Below are 17,232 nucleotides of genomic sequence, written 5' to 3'. Positions count from 1 at the left end.
CCTGCCCACCGCGGCGAGCGAGGACTGAGACGGCGCACCGTGACCGGACGTACGGCGCTCTGCCGGGCGGCCTTCCGCTCCACCGCGGGAGGCCGCGGTCCGTCAGCGCTGCTCGTGCCGGGCCGTCAGTTCGCCGGCGACGTGCGCCGCCCACTCCTCGATGCGGGCGAAGTCCCGGAAGTCGCCGCCCTTGCCGTTGCGGATGATCATCCGCGCGAGGCGGCCCTTGGCGCCCTCCTCGAGGCAGCCGCCGAAGGTGATGTGCTCGCGGGCGTCGAGCCGGGCCATGGCCCGCCGCACGGCGGGCACCGGCGGGATGTCCCGTTCGGACGCGGAGGCGTCGAGCGGGCCGCTGCTGAACAGCCACAGCGGGCGCTCCGCCAGGGCCCGCCGGTTCCGTTGCAGGAACCGGCGGGCGTCCCGGTGCCAGCGTCCGGCGTACAGTGCGCCGCCGACCACGACGGCGTCGTACGCGGTCACGTCCCGGACGCCGGCGGCGGGCAGCGCCTCGGCTGTCAGGCCCTCCTTGCCGAGCACGTCTGCCACGCTCTCGGCGATCCGCGCGGTCGACCCGTTCTTCGTGCCGTAGGCCACCAGTATGTTCGCGGTCATGGCGGTCCGCCTCCCTCGTATCGCTACAGCCTGCGCAGCCACTGGTCGGCCACGCCGTGCAGGGCTTGCTCCTCCGGCTGGACGCGGGCGTCGTCCAGCCGGTAGGTCAGCTTGTCCACGACGTCGACGACGCCGTCGACCTGCCGGGTCATCGACACGGCGATCTCCTTCTCGCTCCGCCGCTCGAGAATGCCGGAGAGAGTCACCACGCCCTCGGTCACGGCGACGTCGACGCCGCGCGGCGGCAGCCACAGGGCGTGCACCAGCACCTCGTCGACGACCTCGGCGCGGATGTCGGCGTCCGGCCGCAGGAACACCTTCAGCAGGTCGCGGCGGGTGACGATGCCGACCAGCCGGTCCTGTTCGTCGAGGACGGGCAGCCGCTCCACATGACTGCCCGCCATCGTGCGGGCGGCCTCGACGATGGAGTCCTCGGCGTGCGCGGTGACGGGCGGCTCGGTCATCAGCTGGCCGGCCGTGCGGGCACCGGCCTTCGCGGCGCGCCTGCGGGCGGCGGGGGTGAGGTCCGCGATCCGCAGCCGCTTCCTCGGCTCGTACGGGTCGGGGGTGCCGGCCTGCCGGGCCATCAGGTCCGTCTCCGAGACGACACCGATCACCTTGTCGTCCTCGTCGACGACCGGAAGTCCGCTGATGCGGTGCTCACCGAGCAGCCGGGCGACCTCCTTGAACGGGGTACCGTACTCGGCGCGGACGACCTCCGTGGTCATCACGGAGCCGACCTTGTCATGCTTCATCGGGTGTCCTTCCTCGTCCGGGTCCTCAGCGGAGCCGGCGCAGATAGGGGTCCTGGGCCCTGCGCGGCAGCAGGCGGACGTGCGCGTCGAGCACGGTCACGCCGCCCGGTGTCGCGAGGACGGGGTTGAAGTCCGCCTCGGCGAGCTGCGGCAGGTCGGCCGCCATGCGGGACAGCCGCAGCAGCAGTTCCTCCAGACCCTGGAGGTCCACCGGGCCGCCGCCCTCGGCGCCGAACAGCAGCGGTGCGCAGCGCGGTGCGGTGATCAGGTCGTGGACGTCCAGGTCGGTGAGCGGGGCGAGGCGGGCCGCCTGGTCGGCGAGCACGTCGGCCGCGGTGCCGCCGAGCCCGAACAGCACCAGCGGGCCGAAGACCTCGTCCTGGGCGACCCCGGCGAACAGCTCGATGCCTCGGCGCGCCAGCGGCTGGACGACGACACCGGTCAGCAGGCCCGCGAAGCGGGTCTCCAGGTCGCGGAAGGCGGCGCGTACCTGGGCGTCGCCCCGCAGGTCGAGGTGGACGGCGTGCTGGGCGCCCTTGTGCACCAGTCCCGGCCAGTGGCCCTTCAGCACGACCCGGCCGTCGGCGCCGCGCAACCGGTCCGCGGCCAGCACCGCGTCGTCCTCGGTCTCCGCCCAGGCCCAGGGCAGTTGCGGGATGCCGTAGCAGCCGAGGAGTTCGGCGCACACCCGGGGGTCGAGCAGTCCGCCCTCCGGATGGGTGTCGAGGTAGGTGTCGACGACCGTGCGGGCCCGGGCGGTGTCGATCTCGTCGAGGGCGGGGACGGTGCCGGCGGGCCGGGCGAGCCAGGCCGCGCGGTCGGCGGCGTGGGCCAGCGCCCGCGCGGCGGCCTGCGGTTCGGCGTAGGAGGGGACGGCGGTGTCCGCTCCGGCCGGCAGCAGTTCGACCGGCACGGCCTGTTCGAGGCGGACCGCGAGGACCGGTTTGGTCCTCTGGCCGGCCGCGTCGGTGACGGCCCGGACGAGGTCCTCTCCGGTGGCCGCGGCGACGGCTGTGGGCACCAGTGCGACGAGGACGGCGTCCGTGCCGCCGCTGCGGAGCAGCCGGTCCACGCAGGCCCGCAGCCGGTCCTCGGTGACGGCCGCGGTGGTGGTGACCGGGTTGCCGGCCGTGGCGCCCTCGGGCAGCACGGAGAGCAGTTCGTCGGCCAGGTCGGGGGTGGGCGGCGGCAGGGTGAGCCCGGCCTCCGCGCAGGCGTCGGCGGCGAGGACCCCGACGCCGACGGCGTTGGTGACGACGGCGACCCGGGCCCCGGCGGGCAGTGGCTGGGAGTGCAGCAGGGCGGCCGTCCCGGTCAGTTCGCCGCAGGAGCGGGTGGCGGTGATGCCGGCCTGGGTGAACAGTGCCGCCCGGGTCATGGTGCGGGGGGCGCCGGCCGCGGTGTGCGCGGCGGCGGCGCGCCGGCCGGCGTCGGTGCGGCCGGCGTCCACGGTGAGCACCGGCAGGCGTCGGGTCACCCGGCGGGCGGTGCGGGAGAAGGCACGCGGATTGCCGAACGACTCCAGATGCAGCAGGGCGAGGTCGGTACGGCCGTCGCTCTCCCACCACTGGAGCATGTCGTTGCCGCTGACGTCGTACTTGTCGCCGAGCGAGGCGAAGGAGGAGACGCCGATGCCGAGCCGGGACAGCCCCTCCAGCAGTGCGATGCCGACGCCGCCGGACTGCACGGCGACTCCCGCGGTGCCGGGGCGGGTGTGGCCGGCCGCGAAGGTGGCGTTCAGGCGGAGCTCCGGGTCGGTGTTGGCGACGCCGAGGCAGTTGGGTCCGGCCAGGCGCATGCCGTGGGTGCGGCAGGCCGCGAGCAGCGCGCGGGCCTGTTCGGCGTCGAGGCCGGCGGTCACCACCACCAGGGCCCGCACACCCGCCCGGCCGCACTCCTCGGCGGTGGCGGCGACCGAGGGGGCCGGCACGGCCAGCACGGCGAGGTCGGGGGTGCGGGGCAGGGCGGCGACGGAAGGGTAGGACGGCACCCCGAGGAGGGAGGTCACCGCCGGGTTGACGGCGAACAGGCGGCGGGTGAAGCCGCTCGTCCTGAGCTGGTGCAGTACGGCCCGCCCCACCGAGCCGGGTTTGCGGCCGGCGCCCACCACGGCGACCGCCTCGGGCCGCAGCAGGGGGCGCAGGCTGGCGACGTCGGCCGCCCGGCCGCGTGCCTCCACGGCGCTGAGGTAGGTGTCGTCCTGCTCGAGGGCGATGGTGCAGCGCACCTCGGGTCCGTCGAAGCGGCGGGTGACGCGCAGGCCGAGGTCGGTGAAGAGGCCGAGCACCTCGTGGTTCTCGCTCAGCGCGTCGGCCGTGAAGGCGGTGACGCCGTCCGCGCGGGCGGCGGAGATCAGGTGCTCGACGAGCAGGGTTCCGACGCCGCGGTGGTGCAGCCCGTCGGCGACGGCGATGGACATGTCGGCCTTGTCGCCGGTGCCGCCGGTGTCGTACTCCGCGAGTCCGATCACCTGCCCCTGCCGTTCGGCGAGCAGGGCCCGGTAGCCGGGGTGGGGGGCGGCGCAGGCCCGGTCGGCCGCGTCCTGGGCCGAGCGGGTGCTCGCGGAGAAGAACCGCAGCCGCAGGTTCTCCGGGGACATCTCCTCGTACAGGCCCCGGAGCTGCTCGCGGTCGCGCGCCTCCGGGGCGCGGATGCACGCCGTGGTGCCGTCCGCGAGCAGGGCGTGCACCGGTGTGCGGGTGAGCGTGTCGTGGTCCGTCATCGCGGCTTACCTCCGGCTTCTCTACACTTCGAGCGTCCAGCGGAACGCGTGCGGGTCCCATGGGCTGGACGGCGGTGACAGGGGGGCCGGTCGGCCCCCGCGGTCCCGCCTCTCGTCGAGGACGTCGAAGGAAGGGGCCGCATGGCCGGCCAGGGGAAGAAGGCGGCGAGACTGCCGCGCGGGGTCTATGAGGCGGAACTCAGCCGCTTGCAGGGCGAGTTGGTCAAGCTGCAGGAGTGGGTGCGGGCGGAGGGGGTCCGCCTGGTCGTCGTGTTCGAGGGGCGGGACGCGGCGGGCAAGGGCGGAACCATCAAACGGGTGGCCGAGCATCTCAACCCGCGGGTGGCGAGGATCGCGGCGCTGCCGAAGCCGACCGAGCGGGAACGCACGCAGTGGTACTTCCAGCGGTACGTCGAGCATCTTCCGGCCGCCGGGGAGATCGTCCTGTTCGACCGCTCCTGGTACAACCGGGCCGGCGTGGAGCATGTGATGGGCTTCTGCACCAAGGAGGAGCACCAGCTGTTCCTGCGGCAGTGCCCGATCTTCGAGCGGATGCTGGTGGAGGACGGCATCCTGCTGCGCAAGTACTGGTTCTCGGTGAGTGACACCGAGCAGCAGGAGCGTTTCCGGCGCCGGCTGGAGGATCCGCTGCGGCGCTGGAAGCTGTCGCCGATGGACCTGGAGTCGATCACCCGCTGGGAGGCGTACTCGCGGGCCAAGGACGAGATGCAGGTGCACACCGACATCCGGGAGGCTCCCTGGTACGTCGTCGAGAGCGACGACAAGCGCCGGGCCCGGCTGAACATGATCGCCCACCTGCTGGACTCGGTGCCCTACCACGAGGTGTCGCCGGCGGTGCCCGAGTTGCCGCCGCGTCCGCCGTCGACCGGCTACGTGCGCCCGCCGCGCGATCTGCAGACCTACGTCCCCGACCACGCGGCGGACCTGTGAGCGGCGGACCTGTGAGCGGCGGACCTGTGAGCGGCGGCCGGTCGCGGCGGGCCGGCACCGGTGCGGGTGGGGACGGCCACGGGTAGGGGCGGATGGGGGTAGTGGCGGACGGGGGGAGGCCGCCGCGGGCGGCCCGGCGCGACTCCCCCGCCGGGCCGCCCGATGCGGCTCCCCCGCAGGCCTGCACGACGCCGCCCCCGGCGGCCTGCCCGGACGGCCCACCGGTACCGGCCGCCCGTCCCGGCTCCGGTCAGGAGTGCGGTACGACGGCCACGGGGCAGCCGGAGCGGTGCAGCACCCCGTGGGCGACCCGGCCGAGCCGCGACCCGTGGTGGGCGGGCCGCCGCCGGGCTCCGACGACCAGCAGGTCGGCCTCCCACGAGGCGTCGGCCAGCACCCGGAGGGCGTGGCCCTCCACGGTGTGCCGGCGCACCGTCACCTCCTCCGCGACACCGGCGAGCGCGGCCTCCAGTGCGGCGACGGCCCGTTCCTCGTGGGGGCGGGCCGGGTCGCCGGTCAGCAGCGGATGCCCCGAGGCCTCGTGCGCCGGCCGCTTCCAGGCGCTGACCGCGTCCAGGGGCACACCGCGGCGCCGGGCCTCCTCCGCGGCGAACCGGACGACGTCGGTCGCGCCGGGCCCTTCCCCGACGCCGACCACCACCCGGCCGCGGAGAGCGCGTCGCGCCTGGTTGTCGTGGCTGCCGCGGACCACGACGACCGGGCAGTCGGCGTGGCCGGCCGCGGCCAGGCTGACCGAGCCCAGCAGTGCCTCGGCGATGCCGCCGCGACCGCGGGTGCCCAGCACCAGGGCGGCGGCCCGGCGACCTTCGGCCACCAGCGCGTACTCCGGTTCCTCGGGCAGCACGTCCCCGGTGACCTTCAGGTCCGGCTGCCGGTGCTCGGCCCGCCGGACGGCCGCGGCGACGAGATCCCCGGCGGTCACCTCCCGGTCCGGCCCTCCGATGTCACGGGCCAGCGCGTCTCCCTCGTAGCGCTCCCACAGGGAGGCGTACACGACGCGCAGCGGCAGGCCGCGCAGCGCGGCCTCGTCGGCCGCCCAGTCGACGGCCCGCAGACTCGCTTCGGAACCGTCCGTTCCCACGACGACTGGCAGGTCCATCGAGGTCACCTCCTCACGGCCGCCGCGCCACCGGCCCGCCCGGGTGGGTTCCCCCGGTCGCGGTGGGCACGGTGCGGGCTGCGGCGGCGCTCCGTTGATCCGGTTCGGCTGCGCGCCCACCGGCGCCCGGTCAGCCGTGTGCGACGACGGCGACGGGGGCGGTGGCGTGGTGCAGGACGCCGTGGGCGACGGAGCCGATGTGGGCGCCGAACGGGCTCCGGCGGATCCGTCGGCCGACGACGACCAGGGAGGCTTCCCGGGCGGCGTCGATGAGTTGCACGGCGGCGCTGCCGGGGCTGCACTCCTCGACGACCTCGACCGACGGGTGCTTCCGCCGCCAGGGGCGCAGTACCTCGGCGAGTTGCTCGGCCTTGCTCTGGGCGATCTCCTCCTGCAGTCCGGGATCGGCGGACAGGCCGTAGGTGTAGGAGACGGGGAAGTTCCAGCTGTGCAGGACCCGCAGCGTGGTGTCGCGCCGGGCCGCCTCCTCGAACGCGAAGGCGATGACCGCGTCGTCGGGGCTGCCGACGTCGAGCCCCAGCAGCACGGGGCGGAAGGCGGTGGAGGTGGTCGGGACCCCGGCCGGGTCGAGTTCGTGCTCGTCGGCCGCCTGCTCGCCGGCCCGCACCAGCACCACCGGCACCTCGGTGTGCGCGATGACGGCCTGGCTGACGGAGCCCACCAGGAAACCGCCGAACCCGCTCATGCCGCGGGACCCGAGGGCGAGCAGTTCGGCACCGTCCGCGGCGTCGGCGAGGACCTCGGCGGCCCGGCCGCTGTGCTGTTCCACGGTGACGTCGAGGCCGGGGTGGCGCAGGCCGATGCCCTCGGCCGCCTCCCGGGGGATCCGCTCGGTCCAGTGGGCATGGGTCTCGGTGCCGAGCAGCGGCGCCTGCGCCATCGGCTCGGGCACCGGCTCCCAGATGTGGACGATCTTCAAGGGCAGGCCGCGCAGTTCCGCCTCGCGGGCCGCCCATTCGGCAGCCGCGCGGCTTTCGGGTGAGCCGTCCAGACCTGCGACCACTGTGCGGACCATGATGTGTGCCTCCTGATCGGGTGTCTGGCCCCAGCCTCCCGGTGGCGCGGCGGGGGCAGCAGGGGCCGCAGGTCCCCGGCCGGGACCGACCGGCCCAGTGGGCCCGGCGCGCCTCCCCCTGCCGCGCCGGCCGTGTCCGCGGAGGGTTCGGCGGCCCCGCGGCCGGGCCGCCGGTCGGCCCGCCCGCGGGGCCGGGTGGCCCATGGCCGTCGCCGGGGGGCGGCGGCCAGGCTGGAGGTGGTCATCCGGTCGGCCCTTTGGAGGCGTGCCATGAACGCACCCGTCACGACGAGCATGTCGCGGGCGCTGCCCGCCGAACACCGGCAGCGGTTGATGGAGAGCGCCCACGAGGTGGCGTTCCCACAGGGCACACGTCTGTTCGAAGAGGGCGGTCACGCGAACCGGTTCTGGATCGTCAGGACCGGCACGGTCGAACTGGACATGCGGGTGCCGGGCCGCCGGCCCGCGGTCATCGAGTCGCTCGGCCACAACGACCTCGTCGGCTGGTCCTGGCTGTTCCCGCCGCACGTCTGGCACCTGGGCGCGGAGGCGGCGACGCCGCTGCGGGCCTACGAGTTCGACGCGACGGTGGTACGTGAGGAGTGCCGGCGGGACCCGGACTTCGGCCGGAGCGTGGCCGAGTGGGTGGGACGCGTGGTGGCGCACCGGCTGCACGCGGCCCGGACCAGGCTCCTGGACCTGTACGGCCCCTACGGCAGCGGAGGCACCCGGTGAGCGCGACCGGCATCCCGGGCGGTGCGGGGGACGGCGGCACGGCCGCCGCTCCCGGCGCCCCGCACGTCGTGGCCGACGTGATGACGCGTGACGTGGTCACCGTGGAACGCGGTACCGCTTTCAAGGATCTCGTGCTGACGCTCCAGGAGCACCGGGTGAGCGCCCTGCCGGTGGTGGACGGCGCGGGGCGCGTCGTCGGGGTCGTCTCGGAGGCCGACCTGCTGCCCAAGGAGGAGTTCCGGGACAGCGACCCCGACCGGTCCACGCAACTGCGCCGCCTGTCCGACATGGTCAAGGCGGGGTCGGTCACCGCGGAGGAGCTGATGACGTCCCCGGCGCTGACCGTCGGCCCCGACGCCACGCTCGCCCGGGCGGCGCGCGTCATGGCGCGGGCCGGCGTCAAGCGGCTGCCGGTCGTCGGCGAGGACGGCCGGCTCGTCGGCATCGTCAGCCGCGCCGACCTGCTGAAGGTGTTCCTGCGGGACGACGAGGCGATCGCGGAGGAGGTCCGGCGCGAGGTGGTGGCCTACCTGTTCCCCGGGCCGGCGTCGTCGGTGCGGGTGACGGTCCAGGACGGTGTCGTCGTCCTCGCCGGACGGATCCGGGACAGGTCCCTGGTGCCCGCGGCCGCGCGGTTGGTCCGCGGCGTCGAGGGCGTGGTGGACGTGCGGTTCGACCTGGCGGGGGACGCGGCGCCGGCACCGTGACGGGGCACGGGGGCAGGAAGCCCCCGGGGCGTGACGGCTCCGGAGGGGGATGCGGCGGGAGCGGGCCGCGGTGCGAGGCGGCACCGCGGCCCGCTGCGTGCCCGGTGGACGCACGGCGTGCCGGAGGAGTGCTCCCGGGGGCAGGTCCCGGTCCCGCTCTCCCGCGGTGCCGGACCTGCCCCCTTGCCCGGGAGCCGCCGGGCGGCCGGGCCGTCCGGCGCGGCGGCCGGGACCGTACGGCCCCTGCCCCGCCCGGGACCGCGGAGGCACCGTGGTGACCAGCACGCAACTCAGACCCAGCAACTCAGACCCAGCAGCTCAGACCCACATGTCAGCCCGACCGCCGCGACGGCACTGGGCGGGGAGGAGTACCGATGACGACCACCGTGCTCGACGCCGCGACGCTGGAGCGGTTGGTGTCCGCGGCCGTGGCCGCACCCTCGGTGCACAACTCGCAGCCGTGGCGGTTCCGGCTGGACCCGGACACGGTCACCGTCGAAGTGCGCGCCGAGACCCGTCGGGCCCTGCCGCGCCTCGACCCGAGCGGCCGCGCGCTGCACGTGTCGGCCGGGTGCGCGCTGCTCAACCTTCGGGTCGCGGTCGCGCACCTGGGCTGGCAGCCGGTGACACGGCTGCTGCCGCGCCCCGAGGAGCCGGAACTGCTGGCGACGGTCCGGCTGGCCGGAGCCGCCCGGCCCCCTGCCGACGGGGCGCTGCACGACGCGGTGTGGCGCCGGCACAGCAGCCGGATGCCGTTCTCCGCCCATCCGCTGCCCGCCGCGCTGCTGGCGGAACTCGCCGACGCCGCCCACGCCGAGGGAGCGTCGCTGTACCGTCCCGGGACCGCCGGGACGGAGCGGCTGCTGGGACTGACCCGGCAGGCCGAGCGGCGCAGCGCGGCCGACGCCGACCGGGCGGCGGAGAGCCGCCGCTGGGTGCGCCGGCCCGACGAGTCCGGGGTCGGTGTCCCGCCGTCCGCGGTCGGGCCGCAGGACTACCGGGAGCGGATGCCGATGCGGGACTTCGGCGCCCACCGCCACACGTCCCTGCTGCCCGCGCGTCCGTTCGAGGAACGCCCCGTGATCGTCCTGCTGTCCACCGCGCACGACCGGCGGGCCGACTGGCTGCGGGCCGGCCAGGCACTGGAACGGGTGCTGCTGCTGGCGACCGCGCACGGAGTGCGGACCTCGATGCTGCACCAGGCCCTGGAGTGGCCGGACCTGCGCGCGGCTCTCACCGGCGAGGACGCCGAGGGCCGGCGGCACGCGCAGATGCTGCTGCGGCTGGGGTACGGCCCCGAGGGGCCGCGCACGCCGCGCCGTGCGGTGTCCCGGACGCTGGAGGGCGCGACGGAGCCGGTACCGGCCCGCGCCTGACCGGGTGCCGCGGCTCGCACCGGGCCCGGGCGGTCGGACTCCCCGCCGACTCCTCGGACCCGTCGGTAGGGGCGTCTCCCGCCCGGCCCGGTCCGACGGCGCCCGGCCCGGTCCGGTCCCGCCCGGCACTGGGCCGTACGGGCCCAAACCGCACACCGTCCGGCCCTCCCGGGGCGCCGGCGGCGCGCGAACGCTGGAGGTGGGATCGTGCGAACGGCGGTGCTCCAGGCGCCGAGAACGGGAGGTGTGGCATGACCGGACCCGTCGTCGTCGGGCTGGACGGCTCCCCCGAGAGCATGACGGCCGCGTGGTGGGGTGCCCGCGAGGCGAGGGACCGGCATCTGCCGGTGCTGCTGCTGCACTCCTGGACCACCCAGCCGCTGGACGTGCCCGTCGCCCAGGAGGCCCTGAGCAAGCAGCGGTACGGCGCCCGGGTGCTGCAGCGGGCCGAGGCGGAGCTGCTGCACCGTTACGCGGACCTGGATCTGGGCACCGAGCTGGTGTCCGCGCCGGCCGCCGACGCGCTGCTGGAACGCGGGAAGTCCGCGGCGATGCTGGTGCTCGGCTCCCGCGGGCACGGCTCGATCGCCGGCTTCCTGCTCGGTTCCATCAGCCTGCACGTGCTGGGACTGGTGCGCTGCCCGGCGGTCACCGTCCGGTCCGGCGACCCCGCCGTCGAGGAGGGTTGGGGGCGTCCGGCGCCGGACGCCCGCGGGGACGTCGTCGTCGGGGTGCACGAGGTCGGCCCGGCCGCCGAACGGCTGCTGGAGTTCGCGTTCGCCTCGGCCGCGGCGCGGCGGGGCCGGGTGCGCGCGGTGCACGCCCTGCCGCTGTCCGCGCGGGTGTCGCTTTCGCTGCCCGCGCACGGTGCCGACGGCGGCTACGAGGAGGAGGAACGCGCGCGGCTGGCGGAGATGCTCGGGCCGTGGCGGGAGAAGTTCCCCGAGGTGCCGGCCTCCGCGGAGGTCTCCGAGGGGGCGGGGGCACCGGTCCTGCTGGCCGCCTCGGCACGCGGCGGGCTCACCGTCGTCGGGCGTCGCCTCCACCCCTCCCACCTGACGTGGAAGCTCGGCCCCGTGACACACGCGGCCCTGCACCACGCGCCGTGCCCGGTCGCCGTCGTCCCACATGACTGATCCGCTTCCGCCGAGTGGGGGTATGCCATGGACCGAAGCCCTGCGCAGGGACCGTCGCGTGAGGCGGGTACCGCAACGGACCGGCCGGCGCGGATCCTGCTGGTCGTCACCGCCGCCGCCCTGACGGCCGGCGGCATCGCCTGGCTGACGGGGGCGTCCGGGGCCGCCGACCTGTGCTGGGCCGTGGGCACCGTCGCCGCCATCGTGCCCGCCGTCGGGTGGGTGCTGGGCCAGCTGCGACGCGGCCGGGCCGGCGTGGACCTGATCGCGGTGCTGGCCCTCGGCGGCACCCTGGCCGTGGGCGAGTACCTGGCCGGGGCGCTGATCGCGCTGATGCTGGCCACCGGCCGCACTCTGGAGGCCGCCGCACAGCGGCGTGCCTCGCACGATCTGCGGGCGCTGCTGGAGCGGGCGCCGCGCACCGCGCGGCGGCGGCAGGACGGCGAGGTGCTCTCCGTGCCCACGGCGGACGTAGCGGTCGGGGACCTGCTGGTGGTGGGGCCGGGTGAGGTGGTGCCGGTCGACGGCCGGCTGGTCGGGTCCGGCGCCGCACTGGACGAGTCGGCGCTCACCGGGGAACCACCGGCGGTGCGGCGTGCGGAGGGGGAGGCGGTGTGCAGCGGGGTGGTGAACGCCGGCGCCGCCTTCGAGCTGCAGGCCACGGCCGTCGAGGCCGACAGCACCTACGCGGGGATCGTGCGGCTGGCCCGCCGTGCCGGGGCGGAGTCGGCGCCGGTGGTGCGCCTGGCCGACCGCTACGCGGCCTGGTTCCTGCCGGTGTCCGTGGCCGTCGCGGGGCTGGCCTGGCTGGTGAGCGGTTCGGCCGTGCGGGCGGTGGCGGTGCTGGTCGTCGCCACGCCGTGCCCCCTGCTGCTGGCGGCCCCGGTGGCGGTGGTGTCGGGCCTGTCGCGGGCTTCCCGGATGGGCGTGGTGATCCGGGACGGCGGCGCTCTGGAGAACCTGGGCCGGGCCCGCACCCTGCTGCTGGACAAGACCGGCACCCTCACCGGGGGCCGGCCCCGTGTCGTGGACGTGGTCGCCGGACCCGACTGGCGGCCGGACCGGGTGCTGGGGCTGGCGGCCTCCGTCGACCGGTACTCCCCGCACGTTCTGGCGCGCGCGATCGTGGCCGCGGCCCGGGAGCGGGGCCTGCGGCCGGACGAGCCGGAGGACGTGACCGAGCGGCCCGGTCTCGGCGCGGAGGGCACCGTCGCCGGCCACCGGCTGGCGGTGGGCCGCCTCGACCCGGACGTGCCGCCGTCCGCGTGGATGCGGGCCGTCGACAACCGGGCGCTGCTGGACGGGGCGGCGGTCGCCTGGCTGACCGTCGACGGCCGCGCGGTGGGTGCGGTGCTGCTGCGGGACCCGCCGCGCCCCGACGTTCCGCGCACCCTGCGCCGGCTGCGGGCGGCCGGGATCCACCGGCTGGTGATGCTCACCGGGGACCGGGACGAGCCGGCCCGCGAGGTGGGTGCGGTGCTCGGCCTGGACGAGGTGCGTGCGGGTCTGTCGCCCGCCGGCAAGGTGGCCGCGGTGCACGAGGAGCGGGACCGGGCGGTGACCGCCATGCTGGGCGACGGCGTCAACGACGCGCCCGCGCTGGCCGCCGCGGACATCGGCGTGGCGATGGGCGCGCGGGGTGCCACGGCGTCCTCCGAGGCGGCCGACGTGGTGCTGACGACCGACCGGGTGGACCGGCTGGCCGACGCGGTTGTCCTCGCCGTCCGGGTGCGCCGGATCGCGGTGCAGAGCGCGCTCGGCGGGATGCTCCTGTCACTGGCCGCCATGGCGGCGGCCGCCGCGGGCCTGCTGCCGCCGGCCGTCGGCGCGCTGCTGCAGGAGGGCATCGACGTCGCGGTCATCCTCAACGCGTTGCGCGCCCTGCGTGCGGACCGGGGGACGGGTCCGGAACTGCAGCCCGCCGCACGGGACCTGATCCGGCGTTTCGCGGCCGAGCACGACGACCTGCAGGACGTGCTCGAGGCGGTACGCGCCGCGGCCGACCGGCTGTCCGACAGCAGCGGCCCGGAGGCGCTCGCGTCCGTGGCGCAGGTGCACCGGCTGCTCACCGAGCGGCTGCTGCCGCACGAGTACGCCGAGGAGCACCAGTTGTACCCGGCGCTCGCCTCCGTGCTGGGCGGGCCGGAGGCCACGTCGACGATGAGCCGGGCGCACGCCGAGATCGAGCGGCTGGCCCGCCGGATCGCCACGCATCTCGCCCTGGCCGGTTCCTCCGGCTCCGTCGCGGCGGAGCAACTCGACGATCTGCGCGCCTGCCTGTACGGACTGCACTCGGTGCTGCGGCTGCACTTCGTCCAGGAGGAGGAGGCCTACTTCTCGCTCGCCCAGTGACCCTGCGGCGGTTCACCCGGTGGCCCGACCCTGCGGCGGCCGGTGGCCCCGACCCTGCGGCGGCTCACCCGGTGCCCCCGAAACCCTCGCCCGGTCCTGACACGGCAGGTCCCGCGGGGGCGCACCCCGGTGAGGCCTCGGGGTGCGGGACACCCGGGCGGGGTCACCGCACTCCCGGCGGGGTCACGCCATCTCCAGAATCACGCCATCTCCAGAACCTGGTCGACCGGCCTGCGCGGGGTCGCACGGCCGGGGGGACCGTAGCCGAGACGCAGCACCATGTGCACGAAGCCCATGGCGGATTCGGGATCCCGGGCGAGCTCGCGCAGGTCGGGCTGCTCCAGGGAGTGCGAGGTGAGCGAGGTGGCCAGGCCCTGGCGGGTCGCCACCAGCAGGATCCGTTCCAGTCCCTGGCCCGCGCGCAGCCAGTCCACGGGCCGGTCCCGGGCGGTGCCCAGCAGCGCCAGGTTCGGGAACGTCTCGAACACCGCGGCCGGCCGGCCCGGCACGGCGCGGCGTCCGGCGAAGTCCCGTACCGGAGCGCGGCCGCCGCGCCGGGTCGGCCCGAAGGCGTAGTCCGGGATGCCGTCGACGACGGCGGTGCGTACGCCGATCCGGGTCCAGCGGCGCACGTCCTCGAACCGCTCGGGTGCCATCTCGTCCCGGCCCTCCGCGTCGCGGACCTGGTCCAGCAGCGCCTCGACGTGCCACACCTCGGGGAAGACGAGCTGGACCTGCTCTCGGTCGGCGGCCTCGCGCAGTACGAGCTGGACCTCGCTCGGCAGCGGCTTCTGCTCGAAGGGGTGGCGGCTGGTGTGCCGCCGCTCCAGCACCGGGAACAGCCCGGCCAGGTCGGTGTCGGGCGGGGCGGTGGTGTCGTCGAGGTGCACCGTGGCGAGGAACCACCGGTCGTCCGGGTCGGGCAGCAGCCGTACGCGCGCCTGCAGGCCCGCGCGGGCGGCGGCGACACGCAGGTTGAACAGGGCGGCGCCGCAGCCGATGTGCAGCCCCCGGTGCTCGGGGTCCAGTCGCGGGATCGCTCGGTCCGGGTCGGCACGCAACTCGACGGTGCGTCGGTCCGGAAGGCCGCGGAACCGCCAGGGCTGGGCGTTGTGCAGCGACGGAGCGGTCGTGGCGGCGCTCACCAGCGCCCTCACGGTCTCGTGGTCGAGCGGTTGCGCCGGCATCGACGCACCTCCTCCCGCGGGGCTGGGTGGGGTGAGGCGGCACTCGCCTCACCCCCCAGCATCGCCCCGCGGCGGGGGTTCCCGGTAGGGCCTTGAGGGTCCGGCGGGGACCATCCGGCCCAGCCGGGCCCTCAACGCCACGCGGGGCTGGGCGGGGGGGCGGGTGCGCGGGTCAGTCCGGGAGCACCAGGCGGGCCGTCTCCCCCGGCTGGAGGGGGACCGACCGGTCCGGCAGGCGGATCTCGATCGCGGACGCGTCGGAGGACGGCACGGCGACCTCCAGCAGGCCGCGTTCCAGACGCAGCCGCACACCCCAGTGGCCGCGGTAGCGCAGGGAGAAGCCGTACGAGGACAGCTCCGGCAGCGGCACGGGGTCGAGGCACAGCGATCCGCCGTCGGCCTCCAGCCCGGTCAGCCCGCGCTGCACGAGGTCGAGGGTGCCGGCCATGGCGCCCAGGTGGATGCCTTCGCCGGTGGTCCCGCCCTGCACGTCCGCGATGTCGCCCTGGAGTGCTTCCTGGCAGAACTTCCAGGCCTCCCCGCGTCGGGCGCGGGCGAGCACCCAGCCGTGCACGAGACCGCTGAGTGTGGAGCCGTGGCTGGTGCGGCGCAGGTAGTAGTCGACGGTGCGCCGCCAGGTCTCGTCGTCGAGCCGCAGTCCCAGCCGACGGAACAGACCGTGCAGTTCGGCCGGGGAGAACAGGTAGCCGAGCATGAGTACGTCGGCCTGCTTGGACGCCTGGTAGCGGTTGACGCTGTCGCCCTCGGCCTCCAGGATCCGGTCCAGCCGGCGGATGTCGCCGTACCGCCTGCGGTAGCCGTCCCAGTCGAGTTCCGCGAGATCGCGGTAGCCCTGGAACTGGCTGACGACGCCGCGGTGGAAGGGCACGTGGAGGGTTCGGGAGACGTCCTCCCACTGTTCGAGTTCGCCGCCGTCCAGACCGATCTGCTCGACGAGTTCGCGCCGACGCGGCTCGGGCAGCACCTCCAGCAGTTGCAGGGCGCGGGCCAGCGTCCAGGCGGCGGTGACGTTGGTGTAGGCGTTGTCGTCGAGGCCGGGGGACGCGGCGCCGGGATAGGCGTCGTGGTACTCGTCGGGGCCGACCACGCCCCTGATCCGGTGCCGTCCGAGGCTTTCGTCGTAGGTGGCGGCGTCCGCCCAGAACCGGGCGATCTGGAGCATCATCTCCGCGCCCTTGGTGTGCAGGAACTCCGCGTCGCCGGTGGCCCGGTAGTACTGCCACACGTTGTAGGCGACGGCCGACCCGACGTGGTGCTGGAGCCTGGAGTGGTCGGGGAGCCAGCGGCCGGAGCGCGGGTTCAGGTGCAGTTGCTGGGTCTCCTCGCGGCCGTCGCTGCCGCTCTGCCAGGGGTACATGGCGCCTTGGCGGCCCGCCTCCCGGGCGGCGGTGCAGGCCCGTTCCAGCCGCACGTGGCGGTAGCGCAGCAGGGCGCGGGAGACTTCCGGGAAGTGCAGGTTGAGGTAGGGCAGGACGAACAGTTCGTCCCAGAAGACGTGGCCGCGGTAGGCCTCGCCGTGCAGTCCGCGGGCGGGCACTCCGACGTCGAGGTCGGCGGTGTGCGGGGACAGCGTCTGCAGCACGTGGAACAGGTGCAGCCGCAGGATGCGGCCGGACTCGCCGGGCACGTCGACGTCGGCGCGCCGCCACAGCCGGTCCCAGGCGCTCAGATGGGACTCCAGCAGTTCCTCGAAGCCCGGGGCGCGGCCCACCCGGGCCACGGCGGCGTGGAGGGGGTCGCTGATCGCCGGGTCGCGCGAGGTGTGCAGGGCGACCGTCTTGTCGACCGTGCTGGGACGGCCGTCCGTCAGCGGCAGCCGCATCCGCTGCACGGCCCGGCCTTCCTCGTGCCGGACGGTGACGGGCCCGGCGACGGCGAGCCGGGCGGCCATGCCGACCCGGATGTCGGAGGTGCGGGTGCGGCAGCGCAGCCACACCGTGTCGTCGTCCGCCTCTCCGGTGTGGACATGGGTGAGGTGGCGTCCGTCCAGGTCGCGGTAGCGCGCCACGCCCTCGTTGACGACACGGCCGTCGAGGGCCGCCTCCACGTCGAGCGGCCCGGAGAAGCCCTCGGCGGTGAGCTCGGTGCGCTGGGCCGCCAGGTGCGGGTCCGCCATGTGCACCAGGCGCTGCTGGCGCACCGTGAGGGTGCGGCCGTCGCCGAGGCCGTAGCGGGTACGCCGCTCCAGGAGCCCGGAGGACAGGTGCAGCCGCACGCGGTGGTCGAGCACCGGAGCGGTGTCGGGGTGCAGCCACGGTCCGCCGGCGACGCGGAACCGCAGCGGCAGCCAGTTCGGCAGGTTGACCATGTCCTCGTTCTCGACCCGGCGGCCGGCCACCTCGGAGGTGAGCCGGTTGTAGCAGCCCGCCACGTAGGTGCCCGGGTAGTGCACGTCGTCCGCGGCGCACTCGGGGAGCGCCCCGCGTGTGGCGAGGTAGCCGTTGCCCAGTGTGCACAGGGATTCCCGCAGCCGCTCGTCCGCGGGGTCGTAGCCTTCGTACTCCCAGCTCCAGCCCGTCACC

Annotated in this window: 13 protein-coding genes; 6 read left to right on the top strand and 7 right to left on the bottom strand. The window is 75.6% G+C overall.

Annotation, left to right across the window (positions count from 1 at the left end):
* Positions 1–102: 102 nt before the first annotated feature.
* The 3 genes from ACL02U_RS24975 to ACL02U_RS24965 are packed head-to-tail and all read right to left on the bottom strand — an operon-like array spanning position 103 to position 4,089.
* Positions 103–612, bottom strand: coding sequence for a flavodoxin domain-containing protein (locus ACL02U_RS24975; RefSeq protein ID WP_412793167.1), 510 nt, complete (start codon positions 610–612; stop codon positions 103–105).
* A 23-nt stretch (positions 613–635) separates the two neighbouring features.
* Positions 636–1,367 carry a CBS domain-containing protein gene (locus ACL02U_RS24970; RefSeq protein ID WP_412793166.1) on the bottom strand — a complete coding sequence of 244 codons (732 nt, stop codon included), beginning with the start codon at positions 1,365–1,367 and terminating at the stop codon, positions 636–638.
* A gap of 25 nt (positions 1,368–1,392) precedes the next feature.
* On the bottom strand, positions 1,393–4,089 hold the full coding sequence (locus ACL02U_RS24965) for a GNAT family N-acetyltransferase (RefSeq protein WP_412793165.1): 2,697 nt from the start codon (positions 4,087–4,089) through the stop codon (positions 1,393–1,395).
* A gap of 141 nt (positions 4,090–4,230) precedes the next feature.
* Here ACL02U_RS24965 and ppk2 point away from each other — a divergent pair, with 141 nt between their 5' ends.
* Positions 4,231–5,040 carry a polyphosphate kinase 2 gene (gene ppk2, locus ACL02U_RS24960; protein ID WP_412793164.1) on the top strand — a complete coding sequence of 270 codons (810 nt, stop codon included), beginning with the start codon at positions 4,231–4,233 and terminating at the stop codon, positions 5,038–5,040.
* Between the two features lie 250 nt (positions 5,041–5,290).
* Here the strand turns inward: ppk2 and ACL02U_RS24955 are convergent, their stop codons facing one another.
* Complete coding sequence (locus tag ACL02U_RS24955) at positions 5,291–6,160, bottom strand: universal stress protein (RefSeq protein ID WP_412793163.1); 870 nt, start codon at positions 6,158–6,160, stop codon at positions 5,291–5,293.
* A 130-nt stretch (positions 6,161–6,290) separates the two neighbouring features.
* Positions 6,291–7,196, bottom strand: coding sequence for a universal stress protein (locus ACL02U_RS24950; protein ID WP_412793162.1), 906 nt, complete (start codon positions 7,194–7,196; stop codon positions 6,291–6,293).
* A 270-nt stretch (positions 7,197–7,466) separates the two neighbouring features.
* On the opposite strand from ACL02U_RS24950, the gene ACL02U_RS24945 reads away from it, so the two are divergent.
* From ACL02U_RS24945 to ACL02U_RS24925, 5 genes are all read left to right on the top strand, one after another.
* Positions 7,467–7,931 (top strand): Crp/Fnr family transcriptional regulator, encoded by a 465-nt coding sequence (locus tag ACL02U_RS24945; protein ID WP_412793161.1) that lies wholly within the window; start codon positions 7,467–7,469, stop codon positions 7,929–7,931.
* An 80-nt stretch (positions 7,932–8,011) separates the two neighbouring features.
* Positions 8,012–8,638, top strand: a complete 627-nt coding sequence (locus ACL02U_RS24940; protein WP_412793171.1) for a CBS domain-containing protein — start codon at positions 8,012–8,014, stop codon at positions 8,636–8,638.
* 374 nt (positions 8,639–9,012) lie between these two features.
* On the top strand, positions 9,013–10,014 hold the full coding sequence (locus ACL02U_RS24935; RefSeq protein WP_412793160.1) for an Acg family FMN-binding oxidoreductase: 1,002 nt from the start codon (positions 9,013–9,015) through the stop codon (positions 10,012–10,014).
* Positions 10,015–10,265: 251 nt separating this feature from the next.
* On the top strand, positions 10,266–11,150 hold the full coding sequence (locus ACL02U_RS24930) for a universal stress protein (protein WP_412793159.1): 885 nt from the start codon (positions 10,266–10,268) through the stop codon (positions 11,148–11,150).
* Between the two features lie 27 nt (positions 11,151–11,177).
* Entirely contained in the window at positions 11,178–13,502 is a 2,325-nt protein-coding gene (locus ACL02U_RS24925; RefSeq protein ID WP_412793158.1) for a heavy metal translocating P-type ATPase, read from the top strand.
* Between the two features lie 200 nt (positions 13,503–13,702).
* Here ACL02U_RS24925 and ACL02U_RS24920 read toward each other — a convergent pair whose 3' ends face one another.
* Positions 13,703–14,689, bottom strand: coding sequence for an Acg family FMN-binding oxidoreductase (locus tag ACL02U_RS24920; protein ID WP_412793157.1), 987 nt, complete (start codon positions 14,687–14,689; stop codon positions 13,703–13,705).
* A gap of 172 nt (positions 14,690–14,861) precedes the next feature.
* Positions 14,862–17,231 carry a glycoside hydrolase family 65 protein gene (locus ACL02U_RS24915; RefSeq protein ID WP_412793170.1) on the bottom strand — a complete coding sequence of 790 codons (2,370 nt, stop codon included), beginning with the start codon at positions 17,229–17,231 and terminating at the stop codon, positions 14,862–14,864.
* Position 17,232 lies beyond the last annotated feature (1 nt).

The sequence above is a fragment of the Streptomyces sp. MS06 genome (genome assembly GCF_047200655.1).
Lineage (GTDB): Bacteria > Actinomycetota > Actinomycetes > Streptomycetales > Streptomycetaceae > Streptomyces.
This window is presented reverse-complemented; position numbering and strand designations above follow the sequence as displayed.